At 75.7% G+C, this 24582-nt stretch carries 18 protein-coding genes and 1 pseudogene; 11 read left to right on the forward strand and 8 right to left on the reverse strand.

Annotation, left to right across the window (positions count from 1 at the left end; genetic code table 11):
- Nucleotides 1–94: 94 nt before the first annotated feature.
- Nucleotides 95–1246 (forward strand): cysteine desulfurase family protein, encoded by a 1152-nt coding sequence (locus D7193_RS14330; protein ID WP_120779965.1) that lies wholly within the window; start codon nt 95–97, stop codon nt 1244–1246.
- Nucleotides 1243–1476: a sulfurtransferase TusA family protein gene (locus tag D7193_RS14335; protein WP_120779966.1), complete on the forward strand. Its 234-nt coding sequence runs from the start codon at nt 1243–1245 to the stop codon at nt 1474–1476. The genes D7193_RS14330 and D7193_RS14335 overlap by 4 nt, the downstream gene beginning before the upstream one ends.
- 117 nt (nt 1477–1593) lie before the next feature.
- Here D7193_RS14335 and D7193_RS14340 read toward each other — a convergent pair whose 3' ends face one another.
- The 3 genes from D7193_RS14340 to D7193_RS14350 form a co-directional block, all read right to left on the reverse strand.
- Nucleotides 1594–2571, reverse strand: a complete 978-nt coding sequence (locus D7193_RS14340; RefSeq protein ID WP_120779967.1) for a carbohydrate kinase family protein — start codon at nt 2569–2571, stop codon at nt 1594–1596.
- Between the two features lie 163 nt (nt 2572–2734).
- Nucleotides 2735–3103: an iron-sulfur cluster insertion protein ErpA gene (erpA, locus tag D7193_RS14345; protein ID WP_120779968.1), complete on the reverse strand. Its 369-nt coding sequence runs from the start codon at nt 3101–3103 to the stop codon at nt 2735–2737.
- A 163-nt stretch (nt 3104–3266) separates the two neighbouring features.
- A complete protein-coding gene (locus tag D7193_RS14350) occupies nt 3267–4424 on the reverse strand; it encodes a glycerate kinase family protein (RefSeq protein WP_174242621.1) in 1158 nt (385 codons plus the stop codon).
- A 44-nt stretch (nt 4425–4468) separates the two neighbouring features.
- On the opposite strand from D7193_RS14350, the gene nadA reads away from it, so the two are divergent.
- The 4 genes from nadA (at nt 4469) to D7193_RS14370 (ending at nt 8594) form a co-directional block, all read left to right on the forward strand.
- Nucleotides 4469–5668, forward strand: a complete 1200-nt coding sequence (nadA, locus tag D7193_RS14355) for a quinolinate synthase NadA (RefSeq protein WP_120779970.1) — start codon at nt 4469–4471, stop codon at nt 5666–5668.
- A 212-nt stretch (nt 5669–5880) separates the two neighbouring features.
- Complete coding sequence (gene murA, locus D7193_RS14360) at nt 5881–7236, forward strand: UDP-N-acetylglucosamine 1-carboxyvinyltransferase (RefSeq protein WP_120779971.1); 1356 nt, start codon at nt 5881–5883, stop codon at nt 7234–7236.
- Between the two features lie 77 nt (nt 7237–7313).
- Nucleotides 7314–7916 carry a DUF3043 domain-containing protein gene (locus D7193_RS14365; RefSeq protein WP_120779972.1) on the forward strand — a complete coding sequence of 201 codons (603 nt, stop codon included), beginning with the start codon at nt 7314–7316 and terminating at the stop codon, nt 7914–7916.
- Between the two features lie 117 nt (nt 7917–8033).
- On the forward strand, nt 8034–8594 hold the full coding sequence (locus D7193_RS14370; protein WP_120779973.1) for a helix-turn-helix domain-containing protein: 561 nt from the start codon (nt 8034–8036) through the stop codon (nt 8592–8594).
- A gap of 7 nt (nt 8595–8601) precedes the next feature.
- Here D7193_RS14370 and D7193_RS14375 read toward each other — a convergent pair whose 3' ends face one another.
- From D7193_RS14375 to D7193_RS14385, 3 genes are read right to left on the reverse strand one after another with little or no spacing between them, the layout of a single operon-like run.
- A complete protein-coding gene (locus D7193_RS14375; protein ID WP_187356255.1) occupies nt 8602–9714 on the reverse strand; it encodes an ATP-binding cassette domain-containing protein in 1113 nt (370 codons plus the stop codon).
- The gene (locus tag D7193_RS14380) at nt 9711–10526 is read right to left on the reverse strand and encodes an ABC transporter permease (RefSeq protein ID WP_241562982.1); all 816 of its coding nucleotides are present in this window, start codon (nt 10524–10526) and stop codon (nt 9711–9713) included. The genes D7193_RS14375 and D7193_RS14380 overlap by 4 nt, the downstream gene beginning before the upstream one ends.
- Nucleotides 10519–11370, reverse strand: coding sequence for an ABC transporter permease (locus D7193_RS14385; protein WP_120780407.1), 852 nt, complete (start codon nt 11368–11370; stop codon nt 10519–10521). Before D7193_RS14385 ends, D7193_RS14380 begins: the two co-directional genes overlap by 8 nt.
- Before the next feature lie 239 nt (nt 11371–11609).
- On the opposite strand from D7193_RS14385, the gene D7193_RS34235 reads away from it, so the two are divergent.
- A complete protein-coding gene (locus D7193_RS34235) occupies nt 11610–17441 on the forward strand; it encodes a WG repeat-containing protein (RefSeq protein ID WP_241562984.1) in 5832 nt (1943 codons plus the stop codon).
- Between the two features lie 88 nt (nt 17442–17529).
- On the forward strand, nt 17530–18528 hold the full coding sequence (locus D7193_RS14405; protein ID WP_120779977.1) for an aldo/keto reductase family protein: 999 nt from the start codon (nt 17530–17532) through the stop codon (nt 18526–18528).
- A gap of 58 nt (nt 18529–18586) precedes the next feature.
- On the opposite strand, the gene D7193_RS14410 is transcribed toward D7193_RS14405, so the two are convergent.
- Together D7193_RS14410 and D7193_RS14415 are read right to left on the reverse strand one after the other, a co-directional pair.
- Nucleotides 18587–19384, reverse strand: a complete 798-nt coding sequence (locus D7193_RS14410) for a site-2 protease family protein (protein ID WP_120779978.1) — start codon at nt 19382–19384, stop codon at nt 18587–18589.
- Nucleotides 19384–19584 carry a hypothetical protein gene (locus tag D7193_RS14415; RefSeq protein ID WP_120779979.1) on the reverse strand — a complete coding sequence of 67 codons (201 nt, stop codon included), beginning with the start codon at nt 19582–19584 and terminating at the stop codon, nt 19384–19386. The genes D7193_RS14410 and D7193_RS14415 overlap by 1 nt, the downstream gene beginning before the upstream one ends.
- A 144-nt stretch (nt 19585–19728) precedes the next feature.
- Here D7193_RS14415 and D7193_RS34855 point away from each other — a divergent pair.
- From D7193_RS34855 to cobS, 3 genes and pseudogenes are all read left to right on the forward strand, one after another.
- Nucleotides 19729–20892 (forward strand): annotated as a pseudogene (locus D7193_RS34855) (serine/threonine-protein kinase); the annotation flags it as partial.
- A 1006-nt stretch (nt 20893–21898) separates the two neighbouring features.
- Nucleotides 21899–23815: a bifunctional adenosylcobinamide kinase/adenosylcobinamide-phosphate guanylyltransferase gene (locus D7193_RS14425; protein ID WP_120779980.1), complete on the forward strand. Its 1917-nt coding sequence runs from the start codon at nt 21899–21901 to the stop codon at nt 23813–23815.
- On the forward strand, nt 23805–24578 hold the full coding sequence (gene cobS, locus D7193_RS14430; protein ID WP_120779981.1) for an adenosylcobinamide-GDP ribazoletransferase: 774 nt from the start codon (nt 23805–23807) through the stop codon (nt 24576–24578). The genes D7193_RS14425 and cobS overlap by 11 nt, the downstream gene beginning before the upstream one ends.
- Nucleotides 24579–24582 lie beyond the last annotated feature (4 nt).

The raw sequence follows: 24582 nt of genomic DNA on the forward strand, positions 1-24582 counted from the left end.
ATTACTCGACCATGACCGGCTGGACCGTGTTGGGGTCACTGTCCGCCCCCCAACGGGGGATCTTGACGCGTTCCGCGCGATAGCGTTGGCATCCGTGAGCGCTTCCCCGGTCTACCTGGACGCCGCCACGGCGGCGCCGCTGCACCCGGTCGCCCGACAGGCGCTGCTGGCCGCCCTCGACGACGGCTGGGCCGACCCGGGCAAGCTCTACACGCAGGCCCGCCGGGCACGCCAGCTGCTCGACGCGGCGCGGGCCGCGGCCGCCGAGACGCTGGGCGTACGCCCCGACGAGTTGTCCTTCACCCCCAGCGGTACGGCCGCCGCGCACGCCGCCGTGCTGGGCGGCCTGGCGGGGCGGCGTCGCGTGGGCCGGCGGCTGGTGCACTCGGCCATCGAGCACTCGGCGGTGCTGCACGCGGCGGAACGGCACGTGGCCGACGGTGGCGAAGCGACCTCCGTACCCGTGGACCGGCTCGGCGGGCTGGACGTGGACGTCTGGGCGGCCGCGGTGCGCGCGCCCGGTGTGGCGCTGGCCGCGCTGATCGCCGCCAGTCACGAGGTGGGGACGCTCCAGCCGGTGTCCGAGGCGGCCGCCGCGTGCGCCGACGCGGGGGTGCCGCTCTACGTCGACGCGGCGCAGGCGGTGGGCCGCGTCCCGGTGCCGGGCGGCTGGTCGGTGCTGAGCGCGAGCGCGCACAAGTGGGGCGGTCCGGCCGGGGTGGGGCTTCTCGTGGTCCGCAAGGGCACCCGGTGGGAGTCGCCCTATCCGGCCGACGAGCGGGAGTCGGGCCGTACGCCCGGCGCGCTGAACCTGCCCGCGGTCGTCGCCGCGGCGGCGAGCCTGCGCGCGGTGGCGGCCGACGCCGCGGCCGAGGCGGCCCGCCTGTCCCCACTGGTCGACCTGATCCGGTCGCGGGTGGCGGCGGAGGTGCCGGACGTCGAGGTGGTCGGCGACCCGGAGCGGCGGCTGCCGCACCTGGTCACGTTCTCCTGCCTGTACGTGGACGGCGAGGCGCTGCTGCACGCCCTGGACCGGCGGGGCTTCGCGGTCTCGTCCGGCTCGTCGTGCACCTCCTCGACGTTGCGCCCGTCGCACGTGCTGGAGGCGATGGGGGTGCTGTCGCACGGCAACGTACGGATCTCGCTGCACCGGGAGACGTCGGCGGCGGACGTGGAGCGGTTCCTCGCCGAGCTGCCCGGCATCGTGGCCGCGTTGCGGGCCGAGGCGGGGGTGGTGGGGCTGTGACGATGCCGGACGAGGTGCTGGACTGCCGGGGTCAACGCTGCCCGCTGCCGGTGATCGCGGTGGCCCGGCGGATGCCGGAGCTGCCGGTCGGCACGGTGGTGCGGGTGCTGGCCGACGACCCGGCGGCGGCCGTGGACATCCCGGCCTGGTGCCGCATGCGCGGCCAGGAGTTCCTGGGCACGGTGACCGGGCCCGACGGCCCCGCGTACGACGTCCGCCGCCACCACTGACCTGCCACCACTGACCCCCGCGATCTTGCACTTTGTGCCCCGACGAACCGGGACAACTGCCGCAAACCAAGGGCAGAAACTGCAAGATCGCGGGGGTGGGGGGCGGGGGGTGATGGGTCAGGGCAGCAGGTGGGGGCGGACCTCTTCGGCGGCGACGTCGCCGTAGGACTCGCCGAGGCGCTTCACGAACAGGTCACGGCGCACCTGGTACTCCTGCGTGCCGACGGTCTCCAGCACGAGCGTGGCGAGCAGGGAGCCCACCTGGGCGGCCCGCTCCAGGCCCAGGCCCCAGGACAGCGCGGTGAAGAAGCCGGCGCGGAAGCCGTCACCGACGCCGGTCGGGTCGACGGCCCGGATCTCCCGCGCGATCGGCACGTGGATCGGGTCCACCCCGCGCCCGGCGATCTCGACGCCGTGCTTGCCGAGCGTGGTGACGCGGACCTTCACGAGGTCGAGCAGCTGCTCGTCGCTCAGCCCGGCCTTGCTCTGCAGCAGCGACTTCTCGTAGTCGTTGGTCATCAGGTAGTCGGCGCCCTCGATGAGCGCGACCACGTCCTCGCCGGGCATCCGGGCGAGCTGCTGGGAGGGGTCGGCGGCGAACGGGTAGCCGCGCTCGCGGCACTCGGCCGAGTGACGCAGCATCGCCTCGGGGTCGTTCGCACCGACCAGGACCAGGTCGAGCCCGTCAAGACGGTCCGCGACCGGGGCGAGCTCGATGTTGCGCGCCTCGCTCATGGCCCCCGCGTAGAAGGAGGCGATCTGGCACATGTCGGTGTCGGTGGTGCAGACGAAACGGGCGGTGTGCGCCACCTCGCTGATGTGCACCGAGTCGCAGTCGACGCCGTGCCGCTCCAGCCAGGACCGGTAGTCGGCGAAGTCGGCGCCGACCGCGCCCACCAGCACCGGGTGCAGGCCGAGCTGGCCCATGCCGAAGGCGATGTTCGCCGCCACGCCGCCGCGGCGCAGCACCAGGTCGTCCACCAGGAAGGAGAGCGACACCTTGTGCAGCTGGTCGGCGATGAGCTGGTCGGCGAAGCGGCCGGGGAAGCTCATCAGGTGGTCGGTGGCGATCGAACCGGTCACCGCGATCTTCATGTCAACCCTCGGGGTCGGGAGCAGGGCGCGGTCAGCCTACCGGGCCGGCAACCGTACGGCCTCCGGTCGGTCGTACCACGGCCATCCCCCGGAAACCGGGACGCAAACGGCGACGGGGCCGCCCACCAGGGGCGGCCCCGTCGCCGATGACGCGGAGGTCGACTCAGCTGAAGGAGTCGCCGCAGGCGCAGGAGTTGCCCGCGTTCGGGTTGTCGATCGTGAAGCCCTGGGCGTCGATCCGGTCGGCGAAGTCGATCGTGGCGCCGGTCAGGTAGGGGGCGCTCATCCGGTCGACGACGACCTCGACACCGCCGAAGTCGGAGACGATGTCACCGTCGAGCGACCGCTCGTCGAAGAACAGCTGGTACCGCAGGCCGGAACAGCCGCCCGGCTGCACCGCGACGCGGAGCCGCAGGTCGTCGCGGCCCTCCTGCTCGATCAGGGCCTTGACCTTCTGCGCCGCGACGTCGGTGAGGACGACGGTGGTAGGGGCCTTGGCCTCGGTCGACTCGGTCTGCGCTGGCGTGGTCACGTGGAATTCTCCCTGCGCGCGATGGTGTGGTCGTCCCGACCAACGTCACCCGCCGGTCAGCGATTCCCACTGTGGTCCAATTTCTGATTGTAGGCCGCTTCCGGCGCCCTGACCCGCTGACGTGACCTCGGGGTCGTCCCGCGCGGCGCGCGTCACACCCCGGTCACCGGCTCCACTGCCGCGCCAGCCGGGCGCCCAGCTCGCGCAGACCCTCGGCGGGCCGGCCGAGCGCCGCCGCCAGGCCACGCTCCGCACCCCCGAAGTGCTCCACGAGGCTGTACGCGTCGGTCACACCGGCCGCCGCGGCCTCCCGCCGGCCGGTGCTCACCTGCCCGGCGAGCACCACGCACGGCAGCCCCCGGTCCCGGGCGGCGCCGGCCACCCCGGCGACCACCTTGCCGCGCAGCGACTGGTGGTCGAAGGAGCCCTCCCCGGTGATCACGAGGTCGGCGTCGTCGAGCGCGGCGTCCAGGTCGATGGCCCGGGTCACCAGGCCGATGCCGGACTCGCAGCGACCGCCGAGGGCGAGGATCGCGGCGCCGATGCCGCCCGCGGCCCCGCCGCCCGGGAGCGTGCCCAACGGTGTGGGGCACCCGGGCAGGTCCCGTTCCAGCACGGCCGCGAAGCGTTCGAGCGCGGCGTCCAGCAGCAGCACGTCGGCCCGGTCGGCGCCCTTCTGGGGGCCGAACACGTTGCTGGCGCCGTGCAGGCCGAGCAGCGGGTTGTCGACGTCCGTGGCGGCGACCGGCAGCGCGCCGCGCAGCCGGGGGGCGCCGTCGAGCGCCTCGACGGCGGCCAGCGCGGCCCCGCCGTACGGGAGGGCGCTGCCCACCCCATCGAGCGGGGTGACGCCGAGCGCGGTGAGCATGCCGGCGCCGCCGTCGTTGGTGGCCGAGCCGCCCAGCCCGATCACCACGGTCCGCGCGCCCCGCTCGACGGCGGCCGCGACCAGCAGCCCCAGACCGAACGAGGTGGTCACCGTCGGGTCCCGCTCCTCCGGCGTCAGCAGGTGCAGGCCGCACGCCTGGGCGCTCTCCAGGTACGCCGTGCCGTCGCCGGTGAGCAGGATCTCACCGCTGGCCGGGCGGCCGAGCGGATCGACCGTCGGCACCGTCACCCGGTGGCCGTCCAGCGCGTCGGCGAGCACGTCGACGAAGCCGGGACCGCCGTCGGCGAGCGGCCGGATCACCAGGTCGTCACGGTCGGTCACCTGACGCCAACCGTCGGCCACGGCGGCGGCCACCTCGGGGGCGGGCAGGGTGCCGGCGAACTTGTCCGGGCAGAGCAGCACGCGCATGCCGAGCAGTGTGGCAGCACACATCGCGGGCGGCTGCGCCGCGCCCGCGCTGTGGGACCATGGAGGGCGTGACTTCGACCTGGGTGGAACCCTCCAACACCGCGACGGCACTGCTGCTGCTCGGCCGGGGCAGCGACCCGGCGGCCGAGCGTGGCGTCGAATGTCCGGGCGACCTGCCGGCGCCCAGCGACCCGGATCTCGTGGCGCGGGCGGCGGCCGCCAAGGCGGCGCTGGGCAGCAAGGTGTTCGTGCTGGGCCACCACTACCAACGCGACGAGGTGATCCAGTTCGCCGACGTCACCGGCGACTCGTTCAAGCTGGCCCGGGAGGCGGCGGCCCGGCCGGACGCGGAGTACATCGTCTTCTGCGGTGTGCACTTCATGGCCGAGAGCGCCGACATCCTCACCTCGGACGCCCAGAAGGTGGTCCTGCCCGACCTGGCGGCCGGCTGTTCGATGGCCGACATGGCGGTCCTCGGTCAGGTCGAGGCGGCGTGGGACGTGCTCAGCGAGCTGGGCCTGGGCGAGCAGACGGTCCCCGTGACGTACATGAACTCGTCGGCCGACATCAAGGGTTTCGTCGGCCGGCACGGTGGCGTGGTGTGCACCTCGTCCAACGCCAAGCGCGCGCTGGACTGGGCGTTCGAGCAGGGCTCGAAGGTGCTGTTCCTGCCCGACCAGCACCTCGGCCGCAACACGGCGGTGCTGGAGATGGGCTACTCGCTGGACGACTGCGTCCTGTACGACCCGCACAAGCCGAACGGCGGGCTGACCCCGCAGCAGCTGCGCGACGCGAAGATGATCCTCTGGCGCGGGCACTGCTCCGTGCACGGCCGCTTCACGCTGGACAGCGTCAACGACGTCCGCGAGCGGGTCCCGGGGGTGAACGTGCTGGTCCACCCGGAGTGCCGGCACGAGGTGGTCACGGCCGCCGACTACGTGGGCTCGACCGAGTACATCATCAAGACCATCGAGGCGGCGCCGGCCGGCTCGGCCTGGGCCGTCGGCACCGAGCTCAACCTGGTGCGCCGGCTGGCGCTGGCCCACCCGGACAAGCAGATCATGTTCCTCGACAGGGCGGTCTGCTACTGCTCGACCATGAACCGGATCGACCTGCCGCACCTGGTGTGGGCGCTGGAGGAACTGGTGGCCGGCCGGGTGGTGAACCAGATCACCGTGGACGCCGACACCGCCCGTCACGCCCGCGCCGCGCTGGACCAGATGCTCGCGCTTCCCGGTGCCGACACTCCGGCGCCGAGCGCCGCGTGATCACGCTGAGTAGCGCCCTTGATACCCAATAGTGCCGGATCACCCAATTAACACTCTGCGGGTGGTGTGACCGGTTCCATTCTCGTCACTGAGGACTATGCTGCCGGAGCAACGACGCAGGCGGTCCGTTTCGACATGGCCGCATCCGGGGTAGCGGTGAGCATCGTGGGCCCCACCATCAACACGGCAGCACCGACGCGCTGGAGGTTGCGTTGACCGACGACGTCCTGGTCGTGCACGGAGGCACTCCGCTGGAAGGGCGGATCCGCGTGCGCGGCGCGAAGAACCTGGTCTCCAAGGCGATGGTCGCCGCGCTGCTCGGCGACACCCCGAGCCGGCTGTTCGACGTGCCCAACATCCGTGACGTCGAGGTGGTCCGCGGCCTGCTCGGCCTGCACGGTGTGAAGGTCACCGACGGTGAGGAGGAGGGCGAACTCGTCTTCGACCCCGCCAACGTCGAGAGCGCCAGCACCGACCAGATCAACGTGCACGCGGGGTCGAGCCGGATCCCGATCCTGTTCTGCGGGCCGCTGCTGCACCGGCTCGGGCACGCGTTCATCCCCGACCTGGGCGGCTGCCACATCGGGCCGCGGCCGATCGACTTCCACCTCCAGGCGCTGCGCGAGTTCGGCGCGACCGTCGACAAGCGGCCGGAGGGCCTGCACCTCTCCGCCCCCAACGGCCTGCACGGCACGAAGTTCTCGCTGCCCTACCCGAGCGTCGGCGCCACGGAGCAGGTGCTGCTCACCGCGGTGATGGCCGAGGGCGTCACCGAGCTGCGCAACGCCGCCGTGGAGCCGGAGATCATCGACCTCATCTGCGTCCTGCAGAAGATGGGCGCGATCATCAAGGTGCACACCGACCGGGTGATCGAGATCCAGGGCGTGCCCAAGCTGCACGGCTACACCCACCGGCCGATCCCGGACCGGATCGAGGCGGCGAGCTGGGCGGCGGCCGCGCTGGCCACCCGCGGTCACGTCGAGGTGCTCGGCGCGCAGCAGGCCGACATGATGACCTTCCTGAACATCTTCCGGTCGGTCGGCGGCGAGTACGAGGTGACCGACCTGCGGCCCCCGCGCCACGGCGACGCGGGCCAGGAGGGTGGCATCCGGTTCTGGCACCCGGGCGGGGAGCTGAAGTCGGTCGCGCTGGAGACCGACGTGCACCCCGGCTTCATGACCGACTGGCAGCAGCCGCTCGTGGTGGCGCTCACCCAGGCCCGGGGCCTGTCGATCGTCCACGAGACGGTCTACGAGCAGCGGCTGGGCTACACCGAGGCGCTGAACACGATGGGCGCCAACATCCAGGTCTACCGCGACTGCCTGGGTGGCACCCCGTGCCGCTTCGGCCGGCGCAACTTCAAGCACTCCGCGGTGATCGCCGGCCCCAGCAAGCTGCACGCGGCCGACCTGGTCATCCCCGACCTGCGGGCCGGGTTCAGCCACCTGATCGCGGCGCTCGCCGCCGAGGGCACCTCCCGGGTGTACGGCGTCGACCTGATCAACCGCGGCTACGAGGACTTCGAGGCGAAGCTCGCCGACCTGGGCGCGCACGTCGAGCGCCCGTAACGCCGCTCTCCCCCTCGAATTCGCGCCCGGTGCACCGCGATGTGCACCGGGCGCCGTCGTTTGGCTACCCTTTCCGCGTGCCGTCGCTGTTTCGCCGCAAGTCCGCCGACCTCGCCGACGAGGCCGTCACCTCCGTGACGCCCGACGAGGAGTCCGAGTCCGCCCGCCCCCGTGGCTACACGCCCGCCAAGGGGCGCGAGACCCCGAAGCGGCCGAGCGTCGGCCGGCGTCCGGGCGGTGTCTCCTCCAAGCCCATGACGAAGGAGGAGTCGCGCGAGCGCCGCCGGCAGCTACGCGCCGAGGCGGCGGCCGAGTTCCGCCGCGAGGGCGGCCCGCGTGACCGCGGCCCGGAGCGGCTGCTGGCCCGCAACGTGGTCGACTCCCGGCGTACGGTCGGTACCTGGTTCTTCGGCGGCGCGCTGATCGTGCTGATCGGCTCGAACGCGGCGATGCCGCCGATCGTGCGGCTGGTCTCCAACCTGCTCTGGGGCGCGCTGGCGCTGGGCGTGGTGATCGACTCGATCCTGATCTGCCGCAAGATCGGCAAGCTGGTCCGCAAGCGGTTCCCCAACACCGACCAGCGGATGGGCTCCCTCTACCTGTACGCGATCATGCGGGGCATCACGTTCCGCAGGATGCGGACCCCCGCCCCGCGCGTGAACATCGGCGACCCGGTCTGACGCGTCCGCACGTCGCCGGGCGCGGTGGCGGCGAGCGGCACCCCGGCACGCTCCGCACGGTGTAGCGTACGGATGGTCACCAGGCGGAACGCGCCGACCAGACCGACGGAGTGACCGATGCCCGCCCAAGGCGCTGCCCCGCTGGCCGTCGTCGCCGCCGCGCTGCGTCGGGAGCGTGAGCACGCCGGTCTGTCGCGGGCCGAGCTGGCGCACCGCGCCGGCATCGCGGAATCCACGCTCGCCCAGCTCGAGGCGGGCAGCGGCGACCCCGGCGTCGAGGCGCTCGGATCGCTCGCCACCACGCTCGGCGTGCCGCTCAGCCGGCTCGTCGAGCCGCCCACACCCGCCGTCCACGTCGTCCGGGCCGGGCACGGCCCCCGCGTCCGCTCCGAGCACGCCGACTTCACCGGGACCCTGCTCAGCGCCGGCTCCGCGGGCGCCCGCCGGGACATCTACCTGATCCGCCTCGAACCCGGCGCGGTGCGCACCGCCGACGCGCACACACCGGGCAGCGTCGAGCACGTCGTGGTGGCGGCCGGGAGCCTGCGGGCCGGCCCCGAGTGGGGTCCCGCCGAACTCGGCCCGGGCGACTACGCGGTGTTCCCCGGCGACGCCCCGCACCGGTACGAGGCGCTGGCGCCGGGCACGTTCGCCGTGCTGGTCCTCGAGCACCCCTGACGCGGGCTCACCCGGTCGCCGCCGTCTCCGCCGGGCCGCCCGCCGTCGGCGCGGACTCCGGCGGGTCAGCCGCCTGCGTGGGAGACGGGCCCACCGGATCCGCCGGGCCCGCCACCTGCGCGGAGGCCGGACCCGCCGGATCAGCCGCCTGCGCGGGGTCCGCAGGGCTCCGGTAGAGCCGCGCCACCACCTCCTCGATGTCCGGCTCGACGACCGCGACGTCGCGCAGGCTCGCCACACCGGCGAGGCCGGCCACGACGTCCGCCACCCCGGCCGACTCCAGCGCGTACACCAGCCGGTGGCCGTCGGCCGCCACCTGCCGCAGGGGCGCGCCGGGCAGCACGGGCGGCTGCGGCAACGGGACGTCCAGGTCGGCGACGACCAGCCGGCGCGACCCGTACCGCCGGTGGAGGTCGGCGATCGTGCCGTCGTGCACGATCCGGCCGTGGTCGACCACCACGAGCCGCCGGCAGAGCCGCTCGATGTCGGCGAGGTCGTGCGTGGTCAGCACGAGCGTCGTGTCGCCTGCCCGACCCAGCTCGGCGAGGAAACCCCGCACCGCCTGCCGGCTCACCACGTCCAGGCCGATCGTCGGCTCGTCGAGGAAGAGCACCTCCGGGCCGTGCAGGAGCGCCGCCGTCAGCTCGCCGCGCATGCGCTGGCCCAGCGACAGTTGGCGCACCGGGACCGCCAGGAAGCCGTCGAGGTCGAGCAGGGCCCGGCAGCGGCGCAGCCGGGCCGCGTGCTCGGCGGCCGGGACCCGGTAGACGTGCCGCAGCAGGTCGAAGGACTCCCGCAGCGGAAGGTCCCACCACAGTTGCGACCGCTGGCCGAACACCACGCCGATGCGCAGCGCGAGTCGGGTGCGCTGCGCGACGGGACGCAGCCCACACACCCGTACGTCACCGGCGGTGGGCGTGAGCACGCCGGTGAGCATCTTCAGGGTGGTGGACTTGCCGGCGCCGTTCGGCCCGATGTAGCCGAGCATCTCGCCCCGCTCCACCCGCAGGTCGAGCCCGTCGACCGCGGCCCGCACCTGGGTCACGCGGCGCAGCCGGCCGGCCTTGACGCGTACCGTGAACTCCTTGCGCAGCCCGCGCGCGGATATGACCTCGGTCATGAGCCCGTACTCCGGTAGTGACGGATGCCGAACCGCCAGGCGAGCGCGGCCGCCGCGGCGGCGACCAGCGCCACGCCAGGCGCGGCCCAGCCCACCCAGGCGGGCAGGCCGAGCGGGTCGGCGCGGCCCAGCAGCGCCAGCGCCGGGTGGTAGCTCACGAAGGCGAACCCCAGGCCGTACGCGAAGAGCCCGCGGAACCAGCCGCCGTAGACGGTGACGGGGTACGAGGTGAAGTCGCGCCCGCCGTAGGTGAGCGAGTTGGCCAGCTCGCCCGACTCGATCCAGAAGAACGACACGGTCGCCGCGGCCACGAAGATCGAGCCGAAGAACACCACGCCGGCCAGCGGGGCGACCACCACCAGCAGTGCCCGCCCCGGCGTCCAGTCGACGTCGGCCGAGGCGACCGCCACGACCCAGACGGCGAGCCCGAACAGCGCCCGGGACACCTTGCGCAGCGGCAGGTCCATGAGCAGCAGTTGCGGCAGCGCGCCGAGCGGCCGCAGCAGTACCGCGTCCAGCGTGCCGGTGCGCACGTACCGGGGGATCCGCTCGATGTTGCCGACCAGCAGGTCCGCGGTCGCGAACGCGCACGCGGACAGCCCGACCATGACCAGCGTCTCGCGCAGCGTGAACCCGCCCAGCTCCCGCGTCACGCCGAAGAGGACCAGCACGGTGAGCACGTCGAAGACCGTGGCGCCGACGTTGCCCACCAGGTCGACCACGAACGACACCCGGTACGCGGTCTGCGACCGGGCCTGCGCGCCGAGCAGCGCCCGGTACGCGGCCAGCGTGCCGCCGGGCCGGTCAGCCACCCTGCACCACCAGCCGGCGTTCGGCGCGGCGCTGCACCAGCCGACAGGCCGCGAGCAGCAGCACGGCCCAGCCGAGCTGAACGGCGACCAGTGCCACCTGCACGGGAAGCGGATCCCGCTCGACCAGCACGTCGAGCGGGGTCTGCAGGAGGCTCGGGAACGGCGTGGCGATCCACAGTGGCACGTAGACGGCCTCGGGCAGGAACCGCAGCGGGAAGTAGAGCCCCGCCAGGACGCCCGAGCCGAGCGTCCACAGGATCAGCGGCCCCCGCACGTCGGTCAGCCAGTAGGCGGTGGCGTTGACCAGGTAGCGGCAGGCGAAGCAGAGGACCACGGCGGCGGTGACCGCGCCGACGGCGAGCGGCAGGGTCGACCAGCGGGTCGGCACGTACACGTCGAAGAAGAGCGGGCCCACCAGCGCCGGCGGCACCAGCCGGGCGAGCGCCGCGTAGCCGGCGCGGCCCAGGTCGGTGGCCAGGTAGGCGGTCACCGGATTGACCGGCCGGAGCAGGTCACCGGTGATGTCGCCGGTGCGGATGCGGTCGGCCAGCTCGGTCCAACCCCAGAGCAGGATGACGGTGAGCAGGCCCTGTCCGACCCAGACGAACGTGGCGAGTTGACGGCGGTCGTACCCGGCCGCGGCCCCGGCGCCACCGGCGACGGCGAGCAGCACGTAACAGCGGAGGAAACCGAACACGACGTTGGTCACGATCCCGGCCACCGCCGCCTGTCGATAGGTGGAGTATCGTCGGAAACCGGATGCGGTTATAGCCCTAAATGTCCGGAACCATAGGATAACGTTTGGGGTGGTGGACGGTGCCACAGTGGCGGTGACCGAGCCCACGCCGTTACCCTCCAACCGCAGCCACACCCTGCCGGAACGGGCGACTCTACCGGCAGGTCGGGTGCCCAGCGCGACAATTGGCAACGAGGTGACAACGCCGTGACCCAGCGGACGCGAGCCGGCCACCGGGGCGCGGTCCTCAGCGGCCCGTCACGCGGTGGTCACCTGCGCGCGACCGCGGCCGGACGGCACGGCGCGGACACCGGCACGGGGCCCGCACGTGGCGACAGGCAGCCCGGATGAGCAGCCGTTACGCCGACCGGTGGCAGGACCCGGCCGAACCGTCCTGGATGGTCGAACCGACCCACGAGTGGCACCCGCAGTTCCCCGGTCAGCGTTACCCCGGCGACATCGGCGTGCAGCACGCGCCGCCGCCCCGCGGCCGCGCCAGCGTGGTCGGCCGCGCCGACGTGCCCCCGCTCGCACCGACCCGCCCCGACGGCACGTACCTGGGCCGGTCCTGGGACGACGAGCCGCTGCCCGACGAGCCGCACGGCTGGGACCGCCGGCAGGACGGCCTCGACGGGCGGCGGCACGGCGACGAGCCGTACCGCCGCCCGCATGCCGAACCGGCCTGGCCCGACGAGCGGCCGGCGGCCAGACCGCCGGGCCCCGACAGCCGGCCCGGCCCGGACAGCCGGACCCAGTGGGCCGACCGCCGCTCGCGCGGCGAGGAGCGGACGAGCCGGGACAACGGCTGGCACTGGGAGGGTCCGCCGCCCGAGCGGCACGACCCGCGCCCGTCCCGGGCGGAGCGCGGCCCCGCGTACCCTCCCGCGCCGCCGGTGTCCCCCGCGCCCCGGCTGGACAACGGTTGGATGCCCGAGCCGGACGAGGCGCCACCGCCCCGCCGGCGGGAGGCGGGCCGGCCGGCGGCCGACCACGAACGCCACCCGGCGGAGGGCGGTGCCCGTCCCCGCTACCCGTGGGGTCACGCCGAGCGGGACCTCCACCCCGACGACCTGCGCCGTCCCGACGAGTTCCGGCGTCCCGACGGCCCTCGCCGCACCGACGGGCATTCCCGCTCCGACGGGCGTCGGTACGCCGACGAGCCCGGGTGGGCCGGCCCGATGCGGCACAGCGAGCAGTCGCGGTACGCCGACACCGCCCGCTACACCGACGACGTCCGTCATATCGACGACGTCCGTCATATCGACGACGTCCGCTACCCCGGCGACGTCCGCTACAGCGACGACGCCCGCGCCGGGTCGGCCTCGCGGGCCGGTGAGCCGCCGCGCTACGACGACCGGCCGCAGCACCCGGTCACACGCCCCCGTCCGGAGGAGGAACGCTTCCGGCGGCCCGAGCACGAGCGCGACGGCCAGCGCCGCCACGAGGATGACCGGCCCTACCGCAGCGGGCCGCCCCGACCCGAGGACGACCAGCAGCGGCACCCGCGCGAGGCGGCCGGCCGCGCCGAGCCGTACACCGATCGGCGGTCGCGCGGGGAGGCCCGCCCCGAGGCGTACCGCGAACCGCGCCCGCACCCGGAACACGAGGGTGGCCTGCCCTGGCCGCCGCCCGGCCCGGTGCGCCCCGGGTGGGGCGCCGGTCACCGCCCCGAACCGCGGCCGGACCAGCGCCGCCCGGTCGAGCCCGACCAGCCGTCGCGCGGCGTCGAGCGCCAGGACCTGCCGCCCCGGTACGACGATCCGCAACGCGCGCCCGGCCGGCCTCGCTCCGGCGCGCCCGCGGGCGGACCGGCCCGGGACGTGCCGATCTCGGGCCCGCCCGTGTCCCCCGCGCCGCCGGCCGGCCGACCCGTGTCGCCCGCCCCGGACGCCGGCCGTCCGGTGTCGCCCGCACCGCCCGCGGGTCGACCGGTGTCGCCCGCACCGCCCGCTGGCCGCTCCGTGCCACCCGGCTCGGACGCCGGCCGACCCGTGTCGCCCGCATCGCCCGCGGGCCGACCCGTGTCACCTGCACCGCCAGCCGGCCGTCCGGTGCCATCCGGCTCGGACGCCGGCCGACCCGTGTCGCCGGAACCGCCGGCCGGTCGTCCCGTGTCGCCCGCGCCGCCCGCCGGTCGTCCCGTGTCGCCCGCTGCGGCTGGCGGCCCGGTGCCGCCCGTTCCCGGCCGGCCCCAGCCGCCGGTCCCGCCGTCGCACCCTGCCGCGCCGGCCCGCCCGGGCGGCCAGCGGCCCGTCGGCGAGGCGCCGGTCTCCCCGGCGCCCGTGTCACCGGCGTCGACCGGTCCGGCGCCGACGGCGCCCCCGGCCGGCACCGCCCACCGCCCGCCCCACGGGCCCGTGTCCCCGGCGCCGGTGTCCCCCGCGGCCGCCGGACCGGTCCCGATGCCGCCCGGCGCCGCCCACCGCCCACCCGACCGTCCCGTCTCCGCGACGCCCGTCTCACCCGCCTCCGGCCCGACACCAGTCACCGCCCACCGTCCGCCGCAGGGTCCGATGTCCGGACCACCCGCGGGCCGCCCCGGGGCGGGGTTCCCGCGCGCGCCGGAACCGCCGGCCGCAGCGGAAGCGCCCACCGCGGCCCCACCCGCGGCGAACCACCCGAGCGCGCCGCCGCCGTATCCCGGCGTGCGCGCCGAGGAGCGTCGGGACGTCCACCCACCGGCAGCCGGCCGACCGGCGTCCACACCGGCCGATCGCGCCGAAGACAGGTACCCGCGCCCACCGACAGCCGACCGGCCCGCCCCGGCGGCGCCGACCGACCGCCCGCCCGCGCGGCCCACGGACGTCCCGCTCTCGACACCAGGGACCACGCCGGCAGGGACGACGCAGGCAGGGACGACGCCGGCCGGGTCGGGCGCGCATCCGGCGCCCACCACCGAGCCGGCGGCCCCGCCCCGCCCCGGCGCACCCCGGGTGTACGTGCCACCGCCCCCCTCGGAGCCGACCGCCCCCGCCTTCCCGCGGGAGCCGGACGCCGGTGGGGCGGGCGCCTGGTTCGGGCAGGCCCAGCCGGCGGCGGACGAGACCGGATCCGCCACGACCACCGCCCCGCCCGAGCCGACCGGCACACGGCCGACGGACAGCCAGCCGGCCGACGCGCAGCCGACGGACCGGCAGCCGGCCGACGCGCGGCCGAGCGAGACGCAGCCGGTCGAGGCGCCGCCAGCCGATGCGCGGCAGACCGATGCGCCGCCAGCCGATGTGCGGCCGACGGGTGCACGGCCCACGGAGGCCCGCCCCACCGAGGCGCGCCCCACCGAGGCGCGGCCGACGGATGCGCCGCCGACCGGCACGGAGCCGACCGATGCGCGGCCGGTGGACAGGCAGCCAACAGACGCGCGGCCGGCCGACACGCTCGCGGACGTCGCCCTGCTGAACGATGCCCAGCTGGGCGACGCGCCGCGAGTCGACGCGCCGTGGACCGACGCGCCGCGGACCGACGCGCCGCCGGCCGTGTCGCCGGGGCCGAGCGGTCCCGACGGAAGCGGCGCTGCCTCCGGGACCGCGGGCGCCCCGCCCGCCTGGACGGCCGGCGCGCCCGCCGCGGAAGCGGTAAGGACGACCTCCCAGCAACTCCCGGGCGAGCAGCACCGCGGTGAACCACCGGCGGCGACCGACCGCACGGTCGACACCCCGCGGAACGCCGAGCCGGCCGACCCGCCCCCAGCGTGGGACGCCGGGCCGGTCAGCACGCCGCCCGCGTGGAGCACCGCGACGGCCGACACGCCGCCCGCGTGGATCGCCGACCCGGTCGACACGCCAGCCCACCAGCCGCACAGCGCCGACCCGCACCCGCCCATGCCGGCGGAACCATCGGTCCCGCTCTCGACCGCCGGTGCCGCCGACCACGGTCACCCGGTTCCCGGCCACGACGAGGGCGGTCGGGAGGGCGACCAGGCTGCGTTTATCCCGGACGCGGCACCGGAGCCGGATGCCCGTTCGTTCCGCACGGAGCCCGACGAGTACCGGAACGCCACACCGCCGCCCGAACACCGGGCGGGTCCGGTCTCGGCGCCACCCGTCGAGGCCCGTTCCGGTGAGCCGCCGCATCCGGTGTCCGCGCCACCGGGCCCGGCCACCTCGTCGTCCACCCGTCCCGTCTCCGCGCCCCCGACCGCCCCGTCGGCAGAACCGGCTCGCCCGGTTTCCGCACCGCCCGCGGTGACACCGCCTTCGACGATGCTCGGGGAGAACCAGCCCGACGTGTCCGAGCCCTCCGCCAGCCCGGAGGCCACCGCACAGGCCGTCCCCGATCAGCGCGCCGCGGCCGAGCCGCCGCCCGCCCGGCCCGTGTCCGCCCCGCCGGCCGCACCCGTGTCGGGCGCGCCGGTGTCGGCAGTACCCGTGTCGGCAGTACCCGTGTCCGCCGCACCAGTGTCGGCAGTACCCGTGTCCGCCCTACCCGTGTCCGCCGCGCCGGTGTCGGCTGCGCCCGCCGGTTCCTCCGCCGCTCTGGACGCCGAGCCGCCCGCCGCGAATGCCGCCGAGCCCGTCTCGGCACCGCCCGCAGCACCCGTCCCGGCGCCGCCGGCACCCTCCGTGCCGGGACCGGCCGCCAGTCCCGTCTCGGCACCGCCCGCCGCGTCCGTCTCCGCACCGCCCGCCGGACCCGTGTCCGCGCCACCGGCCGGACCGGTATCCGCACCACCGGACAGGCCCGTCTCCGCGCCACCGGCCGCCTTCGTTTCCGCGCCACCCGCCGAGCAGGTCTCGGCACCACCGGCCGCCTCCGTCTCCGCACCACCCGCCGCCTCCGTCTCCGCACCACCCGCCGAGCAGGTCTCGGCACCACCCGCCGCGTCCGTCTCGGCACCACCGGCCGGACCCGTCTCCGCACCACCGGCCGGGCCGGGTCGGGTCGAGCAGGGCGACCCCGAGCAGGTGCTGGCGGCGTACCGCTGGCAGCTCGACCCGGCGACCCTCCGCGAGATCGTGGAGGAGCCCGACGAGCTGCGGACGGTACGGCGGCGGCTGACCGAGAAGCTGGGTACGGCCGTCGACAACCGGGCCCGCGCCCGGCTGCTCAGCCTGCGCGCGGTGGTGTCGCGGATCCTCGGCGAGCTGGACGACGCGCTCGCCGACGCGCGGCTGGCCCTCACGTACGCGGAGGCGACCGGGGAGCTGCGCCGAATCGCGCTCGCGCAGGCGCGGCTGGCGCACGTGCTCCGCTGGCGCGGCGAGTTCACCGAGGCGGACCAGCTCTTCGCGCGGGCCACCTCGCCGGAGCTGCCCGACCGGCTGCGGGCCGCGCTGCACGAACACGCCGGGCGGTCCTGCTTCGACCAGGGCCGGTACATGGAGGCGTGCCAGCACTTCGAGCAGGCGCTCGACCTGCGGGGCTCCGGGGACCCGGACCTGCTGGCCCGGGTCCGGCTCGCGCTCGACGCGGTGGCCGAGCGGGTCGCGACGGCGGGCTTCGGGCCGTACCCCCGCAGCCGGGACGAGGTGCTGGAGCGGATCCAACCCCCGGTGCCCGTGCGCGACGGCGGTCTCTGGGGTTACACGGACCCGGACGGCGACCTGGTGGTCCCGGCCCGGTACGCCGACGCCCAGCCGTTCGCCGAGGGGCTGGCGTGGGTGCGCCGGCCGCAGACCGAACGCTGGTCGTTGATCGCCCTGACCGGCACGACGGTGATCGAGCCGTCGTTCCTCGCGGTGCGCGCGTTCTCCGAGGGGCTCGCCTGGGTGGTGCGGGACGGCGCGGAGGGTTGGCTGGCCATCGACCCCACCGGCAATGTGGTGATCCCGCCGGGCTTCGCCGACGTACGCCCGTTCCGCCGTGGCGTGGCCGCGGTACGCCGCGAGGGGTGGGGCGCGGTCGACCGGACCGGGCGGATCGTGGTGCCGACCCGGTACCACAGTTTCCGCACCCCGCTGGCCGACGGACGCCACGTCGACGGCTTCACCGACGAGGGCCTGGCCGTGGTGGAGCTGGCCGGCCGGCACGGTGTCGTGGACCACACGGGAGCCATGCTCGTGCCGCCGGTGCACCCGACGCTGGTCATCCACCCCGTCGCGTTCCTGGTGGGCACCGGCGCCGGTCGGTGGGGCGCGCTCGACCGGCGCGGCAACCCGCTGATCGACCCGGTGCACCGCAGCGCCGAGGACCTGCTCGAGGAGATCGAGCGGCTGCTCACCGACGCGAACCCGGTGCTCTGAGACGGCCGAGCCGGGCGGCGGGTGACGGCCACAGCACACCGCGGGCGGCCCGTTGGGGCCTGCCGGGGGCCGGGTCTAGGGTCGGGTCATGGAATTCCGTCACCTTGGCCGCTCCGGCCTGATGGTCAGTGAAATCTCGTACGGCAACTGGATCACCCACGGCTCGCAGGTCGAGGAGGACGCCGCGTTCGCCTGCGTCCGGGCCGCCCTCGACGCCGGCATCACCACCTTCGACACCGCCGACGTGTACGCGGGCACCCGGGCGGAGGACGTGCTCGGCCGCGCGCTCGCCGACGAGCGGCGCGAAGGGCTGGAGATCTTCACCAAGGTGTACTGGCCGACGGGGCCGGGCCGCAACGACCGTGGCCTGTCCCGCAAGCACATCATGGAGTCGATCAACGGCTCGCTGCGCCGGCTGCGGACCGACTACGTGGACCTCTACCAGGCCCACCGCTACGACTACAGCACTCCGCTCGAGGAGACGATGGAGGCGTTCGCCGACGTCGTGCACTCCGGCAAGGCGCTCTACATCGGCGTGTCCGAGTGGACCGCGGCGCAGATCCGCGAGGCCCACAAGCTGGCCCGTGACCTGCACATCTCGCTGATCTCCAACCAGCCGCAGTACTCGATGCTGTGGCGGGTCATCGAGGGCGAGGTCGTGCCCACCAGCGAGGAGCTGGGTGTCGGTCAGATCGTCTGGTCGCCGATGGCGCAGGGCGTGCTGTCCGGCAAGTACCTGCCGGGCCAGCCGCCGCCGGCCGGCTCCCGCGCCACGGACGAGAAGTCGGGCGCGAACTTCATCGCCCGGTTCCTCAACGACGCGGTGCTGACCCGGGTGCAGCAGCTCCGGCCGCTGGCCGAGCAGGCCGGGCTCAGCATGCCCCAGCTCGCCATCGCCTGGGTGCTGCAGAACCCGAACGTCTCCTCGGCCATCATCGGCGCGTCCCGGCCGGAGCAGGTGCAGGACAACGTCAAGGCGGCCGGCGTGAAGCTCGACGCCGACCTGCTCAAGGCCATCGACGAGATCATCGACCCGATCACCGAGCGCGACCCGGCCAAGACCGAGAGCCCGGCGCAGCGCCCGTGACACCCGTGCCGGTCCGGCCGTGGTGCGAGCCCGGCCGGACCGGCACGGCGGGCGCCGGTCAGCCGCGCCAGAAGCGGATCAGCTCGAACCCGGCGGCGTAGAGCCCGGCCGGCAGGCCGAGCGCGTCGCCGACGGCGAAGACCACGTCGAAGAACCAGCCGCTGATCCGCGGGTTCCACAGCAGCGCGAAGAGCAGGATGAAGCCGTACGGGGCGAACAGGTCGTACATCCGCCGCCACTGCGGGTTCAGCCACGGCTGGATCATGTTGCCGCCGTCCAGGCCGGGCACCGGGAGCAGGTTGAGCGCGCTCGCGGTGAGCTGGAGGAACGTCAGCAGCGCCACGCCCGCCCAGAACTCGATGGACCCGCCCAGCCCGGTGCCGACCCGCAGGACGAGCACGAGCACCAGGGTGAACAGCACGTTCGTGGCCGGCCCGGCGAGGCTCACCAGGGTGTGCCGCAGCCGACCCGGGATCGCGTGCCGGTCCACCCAGACCGCCCCGCCGGGCAGGCCGATGCCGCCGAGCAGCACCACGACCACCGGCAGCGCGATGGACAGCAGCGGGTGGCTGTACTTCAGCGGGTTGAGCGTCAGGTAGCCGCGGTGCGCCACGCTCCGGTCGCCGGCCCGGTACGCGACCACCGCGTGGGCGTACTCGTGCAGGCACAGCGACACCAGCCAGCCGGAGACGACGAAACCGAACACGTCCAGGCGGACGTTGCCGACCTCGTTCCAGGCCAGCACGCCGGTGGTCACGAACAGCGCGACCAGCGCGACGAAGACGGGGCTCGGCCGGAACGCCGCCCGGGGCACGCCGAGCACCAACGGCTCCCCGCCCGGGCGGTCGTAGCCCATCACTCGGCCGTGGGCAGCAGGCTCATCCGGTACTCGACGCGGTCGTCCTCGACGAGCGCGACCGAGGTGACGCCGGACGCCGCGAGCTCACGCCAGGTCTGGCCGATCCACGATTCGGCGTCGGCCTGGCTGCCGAACGACTCCGCCGGACCCTGCACCGCCTTACCGTCCGTGCCCTCGTACCGCCAGCTCCACGCCATGCCGCGTCTCCCCTCGCCGCCTTGTCCCCCGTGGGACGAACCCCCGCCAGCGTAGTCGCCCCGACGCGCGACGGCCCCTCCCTCACCCCGCGGTGCCGCCAAGGGGTTGATCGTGGTCTCCGCGACGGCCGGTACGGTGGCCCGGTGCTGACTCGGGGTGTGGTGCTCAGCGACCGGTACCGGCTGGGCGAGCGTGTGGCGACGGGCGGAATGGGTGCGGTCTGGCGATGCACGGACCTGTTCCTGGAACGCGAGGTGGCGGTGAAGGTGCTGCTGCCCACGCTGGTCGCGGACCCCGAGTTCACCACCCGCTTCCGGGCCGAGGCGCGGATGCTCGCCGCGCTGCGCCACCCGGGCGTGGTGGCGGTGCACGACGTCGGGCAGACCACCCTGGCCGACGGCAGCCGCGTCGACTACCTGGTCATGGAGTACGTCGAGGGTGAGCCGCTCGTCGCCTGGCTGGGCCGGGCCGGTCGCCTCGACGCCGCGTCCACGATGTCGGTGGTGGCGCAGGCGGCCGACGCCCTGCACGCCGCGCACCTGGCCGGCATCGTCCACCGGGACGTGAAGCCGGGCAACCTGCTGGTCAAGCCGGACGGGCGCGTCGTGCTCGTCGACTTCGGCATCGCCCGCTCGTCCGCCCTCACCGGCCTCACGGCGGCCAACATGGTGCTCGGCACGGCCACCTACATGTCTCCCGAGCAGGCCACCGGCCAGCCGGTGTCGGCCGCCACCGACGTGTACGCGCTCGGCGCGGTCGCGTACTACTGCCTCGCCGGCCAGCCCCCGTTCGCCGGGGAGAACCCGCTGGAGGTGGCGCTGCGACACCAGCAGGACGAGCCGGCGCCGCTGCCGCAGGGCACCCCGCCGGCGGTCGTCGAGCTGGTGTCCCGGGCGATGGCCAAGCGCCCCGCCGACCGGTTCGCCAGCGCCGCCGAGATGGCGCGCGCGGCCGCCGACGCGCGCGACGCCACCCTCGCCACGATCCCCCTGTCCGCCCGCCCACCGTGGGCGCTGGCCGGGCCGGCGCCGGCCGGCCCGCCCACCCCGCCGTCCGTCGTACCGCCGGCTTCGTCCGGTGGCACGACGCCCCCGGCGGCCGCCCACGACCCGGGCCCGCCGACGCCGGCTCCCGCCGGGCGTGACCTCCCGACCCCCACCGGCCCGGGCCGCCCGACGCCGCCTCCCGCCGGCCGTGACCTCCCGACCCCGACGCCCACCGGCCCGGGCCCCCGGACTCCGGCTCCCGCGGCGGCCGCTCCGGCCGGAGAGCCCACGACGGCCGGTGCCACGCCCCGGTCCGCCACGCCGCCCGCCGGATGGCCGGCGCCGACGCCCACCAGCGGACCGGCCGGCACGCCGGGACCCGCCGGATGGCCGGCGCCGACGCCCACCAGCGGACCAGCCGGCACGCCGGGACCCGCCGGGTGGTCGGCGTCGACGCCCACCAGCGGACCAGCCGGCACGCCGGGACCCGCCGGGTGGCCGGCCGGCGTCGCGCCCGTGCACGCACGCCCGTCGGACACCCGCGAGGATCCCCTGGACGCGGCACCGGGCGGGCGCCGGCGCGGGCTGCTGGTCGGTGCGGCGGCCCTGCTCGTGGCGCTGGTGGCGACCGGAACCGTGATCGCGCTGCGCTCCGGCGCCGAACCCGGGGGTGGCGACCGCCCGCCCGCGCTGGCCGCCGAATCGGCGGGCACCCCGCAGGAGCAGGACGCCCTGCCCGCGACCACGGGGACCACCCCGGGGCCCCGGCCCAGCGCCACCACGCCGGGCGCCACCCGGTCGGCGAGCCCCGGCACCAGCGGCGCCACCGGCCCGACCGGCCGCCCCGGCGGGCCGGCCGGCGGGGGCCAGAGCACGGCGCCGACGGGCGGCGGCAGCACCGCGCCGACGCCCGGCGCGACCAGCGCCAAGCCCGCCAAGCCCAACCCGTACACGGCGGGCGAGGCGTGCGGCGCGGGCTACCAGGTCATCGACTCGGCCACCCTCACCTCGGGCGGGCAGCGTACGGGTCGGGTCTACCTGCTCTACAACACCGGCAACGGCTACAACTGCGTGGTCACGCTCAAGGACACCGCGGTCGGCACGAAGACGGCGGCCTCGGCGTACCTCGAGGTGCAGGGGCGCGCCCGCAGCACCGACAGCGGCTCGTTCGAGTACTACGCGGGACCGGTTCGGGCCAGCGCCGCCGGGAAGTGCGTGAAGTGGGGCGGCTCGACCGGTGGCGCCAGCTACGGAAGTTCGTTCGAGCACTGCGACTGACGGCCGGGCCGGCAGGCACGCGTACGCCCGGCGGCCTTAAGGTACGGGCATGTCGGTTGACGGGTGGAACACGGTCCTGGTGCTCGGCGGCATCCGGTCCGGCAAGTCCGAGTTCGCCGAGTCCCTGGTCAGCGAGGCGCCGATGGTCCGCTACGTGGCCACCGCGCCGGAGGGCGACCCGGCGGACACCGAGTGGGCCGCCCGCCTCGCGGCGCACCGCGCCCGCCGGCCGGGGAGCTGGACCACGGAGGAGACCGCGGGGGATCCCCGCCGGCTGGCCGACGTGATCAGCTCCGCCGAGCCGAACGAGACGCTGCTCGTCGACGACCTCGGCGGCTGGGTGACGGTGCTGCTCGACCCGGAGCACCAGCCGGCCGACGACACGGCGACGATCGCCGAGCTGGCCGCCGCGGTCCGCGCGTGCGCGGGCCGGCTGGTGCTGGTCAGCCCCGAGGTGGGCCTGTCGCTGGTGCCGACCACGCCGGTCGGCCGGGCGTTCACCGACGCGCTGGGCGCCACCAACCGGGCGGTCGCCGACGCGTGCGACGCCGTGGTGCTGGTGGTCGCCGGCCAGCCGTCCTGGCTCAAGGGCACGACCACCGCCCCGGTGGCGGCCACCGCGCCGCCCGCCACCCCGGCCAGCGGGGCCGCCACGCCGGCCAGCGCCGCCGCCGCGGCCCCCGTCAACGGCACCGCCACCGAGCCGACGCCCGAGCTGGTCGCCCTCCCCGATGTGCGCAACTCCACACCGCCGCTGCCCGTGCCCCCGGCCGAGAGCGGCACGGCCTGGGCCGCGCCGACGATGGCGCTCCCCATGGTCGCCACCGGGCTCGTCATCCAGCCGGGCATGGAACTTCCGATGCCCGACGAGTACACCGGCCCGCAGGCGGTCGACCGGCTCGCGACCCTCGACGTACCCGGTGCCGGCCTGGGTGTGCTGGAGCGGCTGGTCGGCTTCGCCGCCGCCACCCAGGGCACCGCCACCCCGGCCCCGTGGGCCTCGGTACGGGTGCTGCTGCTCAACGGCGACCACGCCGGCGGCGCCGCCGCGGGCACCCGGCCCGGCGAGTCGGCGCGCCGGGCCGGGCAGGCCCGCGCCGGCCGGGGCGCGCTGGCCCGGCTGGCCGCCGAGTGCGGCGCCAGCCTCCAGGTGGTCGACGCGCCGACCGCCGGCCCGATCGAGGCCGAGGCGGCGCTCACCGCCGAGCAGGTCGAGTCGGCCCTGCGCTACGGCTGGCGGCTGGCCGAGGAGGCGGCCGAGGCGGGCGTACAGCTGCTCGTGCTCGCGGCGTGCGGTGCCGGCACCGAGGCGGCCGCCGCCGCGGTGCTCGCCGCCACCGCCGGCGCGGAACCGCCGGCCGTGCTCGGCCGGGTGATCACCGACGCTGGGGAGATCGACGACGCGGCCTGGATGCGCCGCTGCGCGGCGGTGCGTGACGCGCTGCACCGGACCCGCCGCTCCTCGCGCGGCGCCAAGGAGGTGCTGGCCGAGATCGGCGGCGGCGACGTGGCGATCGCCACCGGCGTGCTGCTCGGCGCGACGGCCCGCCGGATCCCGGTGATGCTCGACGGCCCGGTCGGCGTGGCGGCCGGCCTGGTCAGCCGCGACCTGGCCGGGCAGGCGCGCCACTGGTGCCTGCTCGCCGACCACGGCGGCGACCCGGCGGTGAAGCTCGCCGCCGACGTGCTCGGCCTGACCCCGCTGCTGGACCTCAAGCTGGATCTCGGCGAGGGCGCCAACGCGCTGGTCGCGCTGCCGATGCTGCGGTCGGTGCTGGCGCTCGCCGCCGCGCTGCCGACCCACCCGTCGCTGGCCGCCGGCGGCGAGCCGGACGAGCCCGAGCCGGCCGCCGAACCGGCGACCGAGGAGGAACCGGAGTTCGCCGAGCCCGAGCCGGAAGGCCCCGGCCCCACCAGCACCGAGCCGGAGGAGCGGGTCGACGCCTCGGGCCGGCGTGCCGACTGAACCGACGCTGGTCGCGGGGGCGCGGCTCGCCCTCACCACGTTCACGACGTTGCCGGTACGCGCCGGGCGCATCGACCGCCCGGTGGCCGGCGCCGCCATGGCGCTCGCCCCCGCGGTCGGGGCGCTGCTCGGCGCGCTGCTGGCCGGGGTGCTGCTGCTCCTGGCGGCGGCCGCTCCCCCGCTGCTCGCCGGCGGCGTGACCGTCGGGGTGGCCGCACTGCTCACCCGCGGCCTGCACCTCGACGGGCTGGCCGACACCGTCGACGCGCTGGGGTCGTATCGCAGTGGGCCGGCCGCCTTGGAGATCATGAAGAAGCCGGACGTGGGACCGTTCGGGGTGGTCGCGCTGGTGGTCGTACTCCTGGTGCAGGCCGCGGCGCTCGCGGAGCTGGCCGGGCGGTCGTGGCCGGCGTGCCTCGCGGCGGTGGTCGCGGCGACCGCGGCCGGGCGGCTCGGCGTCACCCTGGCCTGCCGGCGCGGCGTGCCCGCCGCCCGGCCCGACGGGCTGGGTGCGCTGGTCGCCGGCACGGTCGGACCCGTCGCCCCGGCTGTCGGCGCGGTCGCCGTCGCGCTGGTGGCCGTCGCCGCGGTGCCGGGCCGGCCGTGGCAGGGGCCGCTCGCCGTCGGGGTGGCCGTCGCCGTCGCGGTGGCGCTGCTCACCCACGTGGTACGCCGGCTCGGCGGAATCACCGGCGACGTGCTCGGGGCGACCGTCGAGGTCGTCACCACGCTGGTCTACCTGGGGCTGGCGCTGTCCGACTGAATCC

The organism is Micromonospora costi (assembly GCF_003626655.1).
Taxonomy (GTDB): Bacteria; Actinomycetota; Actinomycetes; order Mycobacteriales; family Micromonosporaceae; genus Micromonospora; species Micromonospora costi.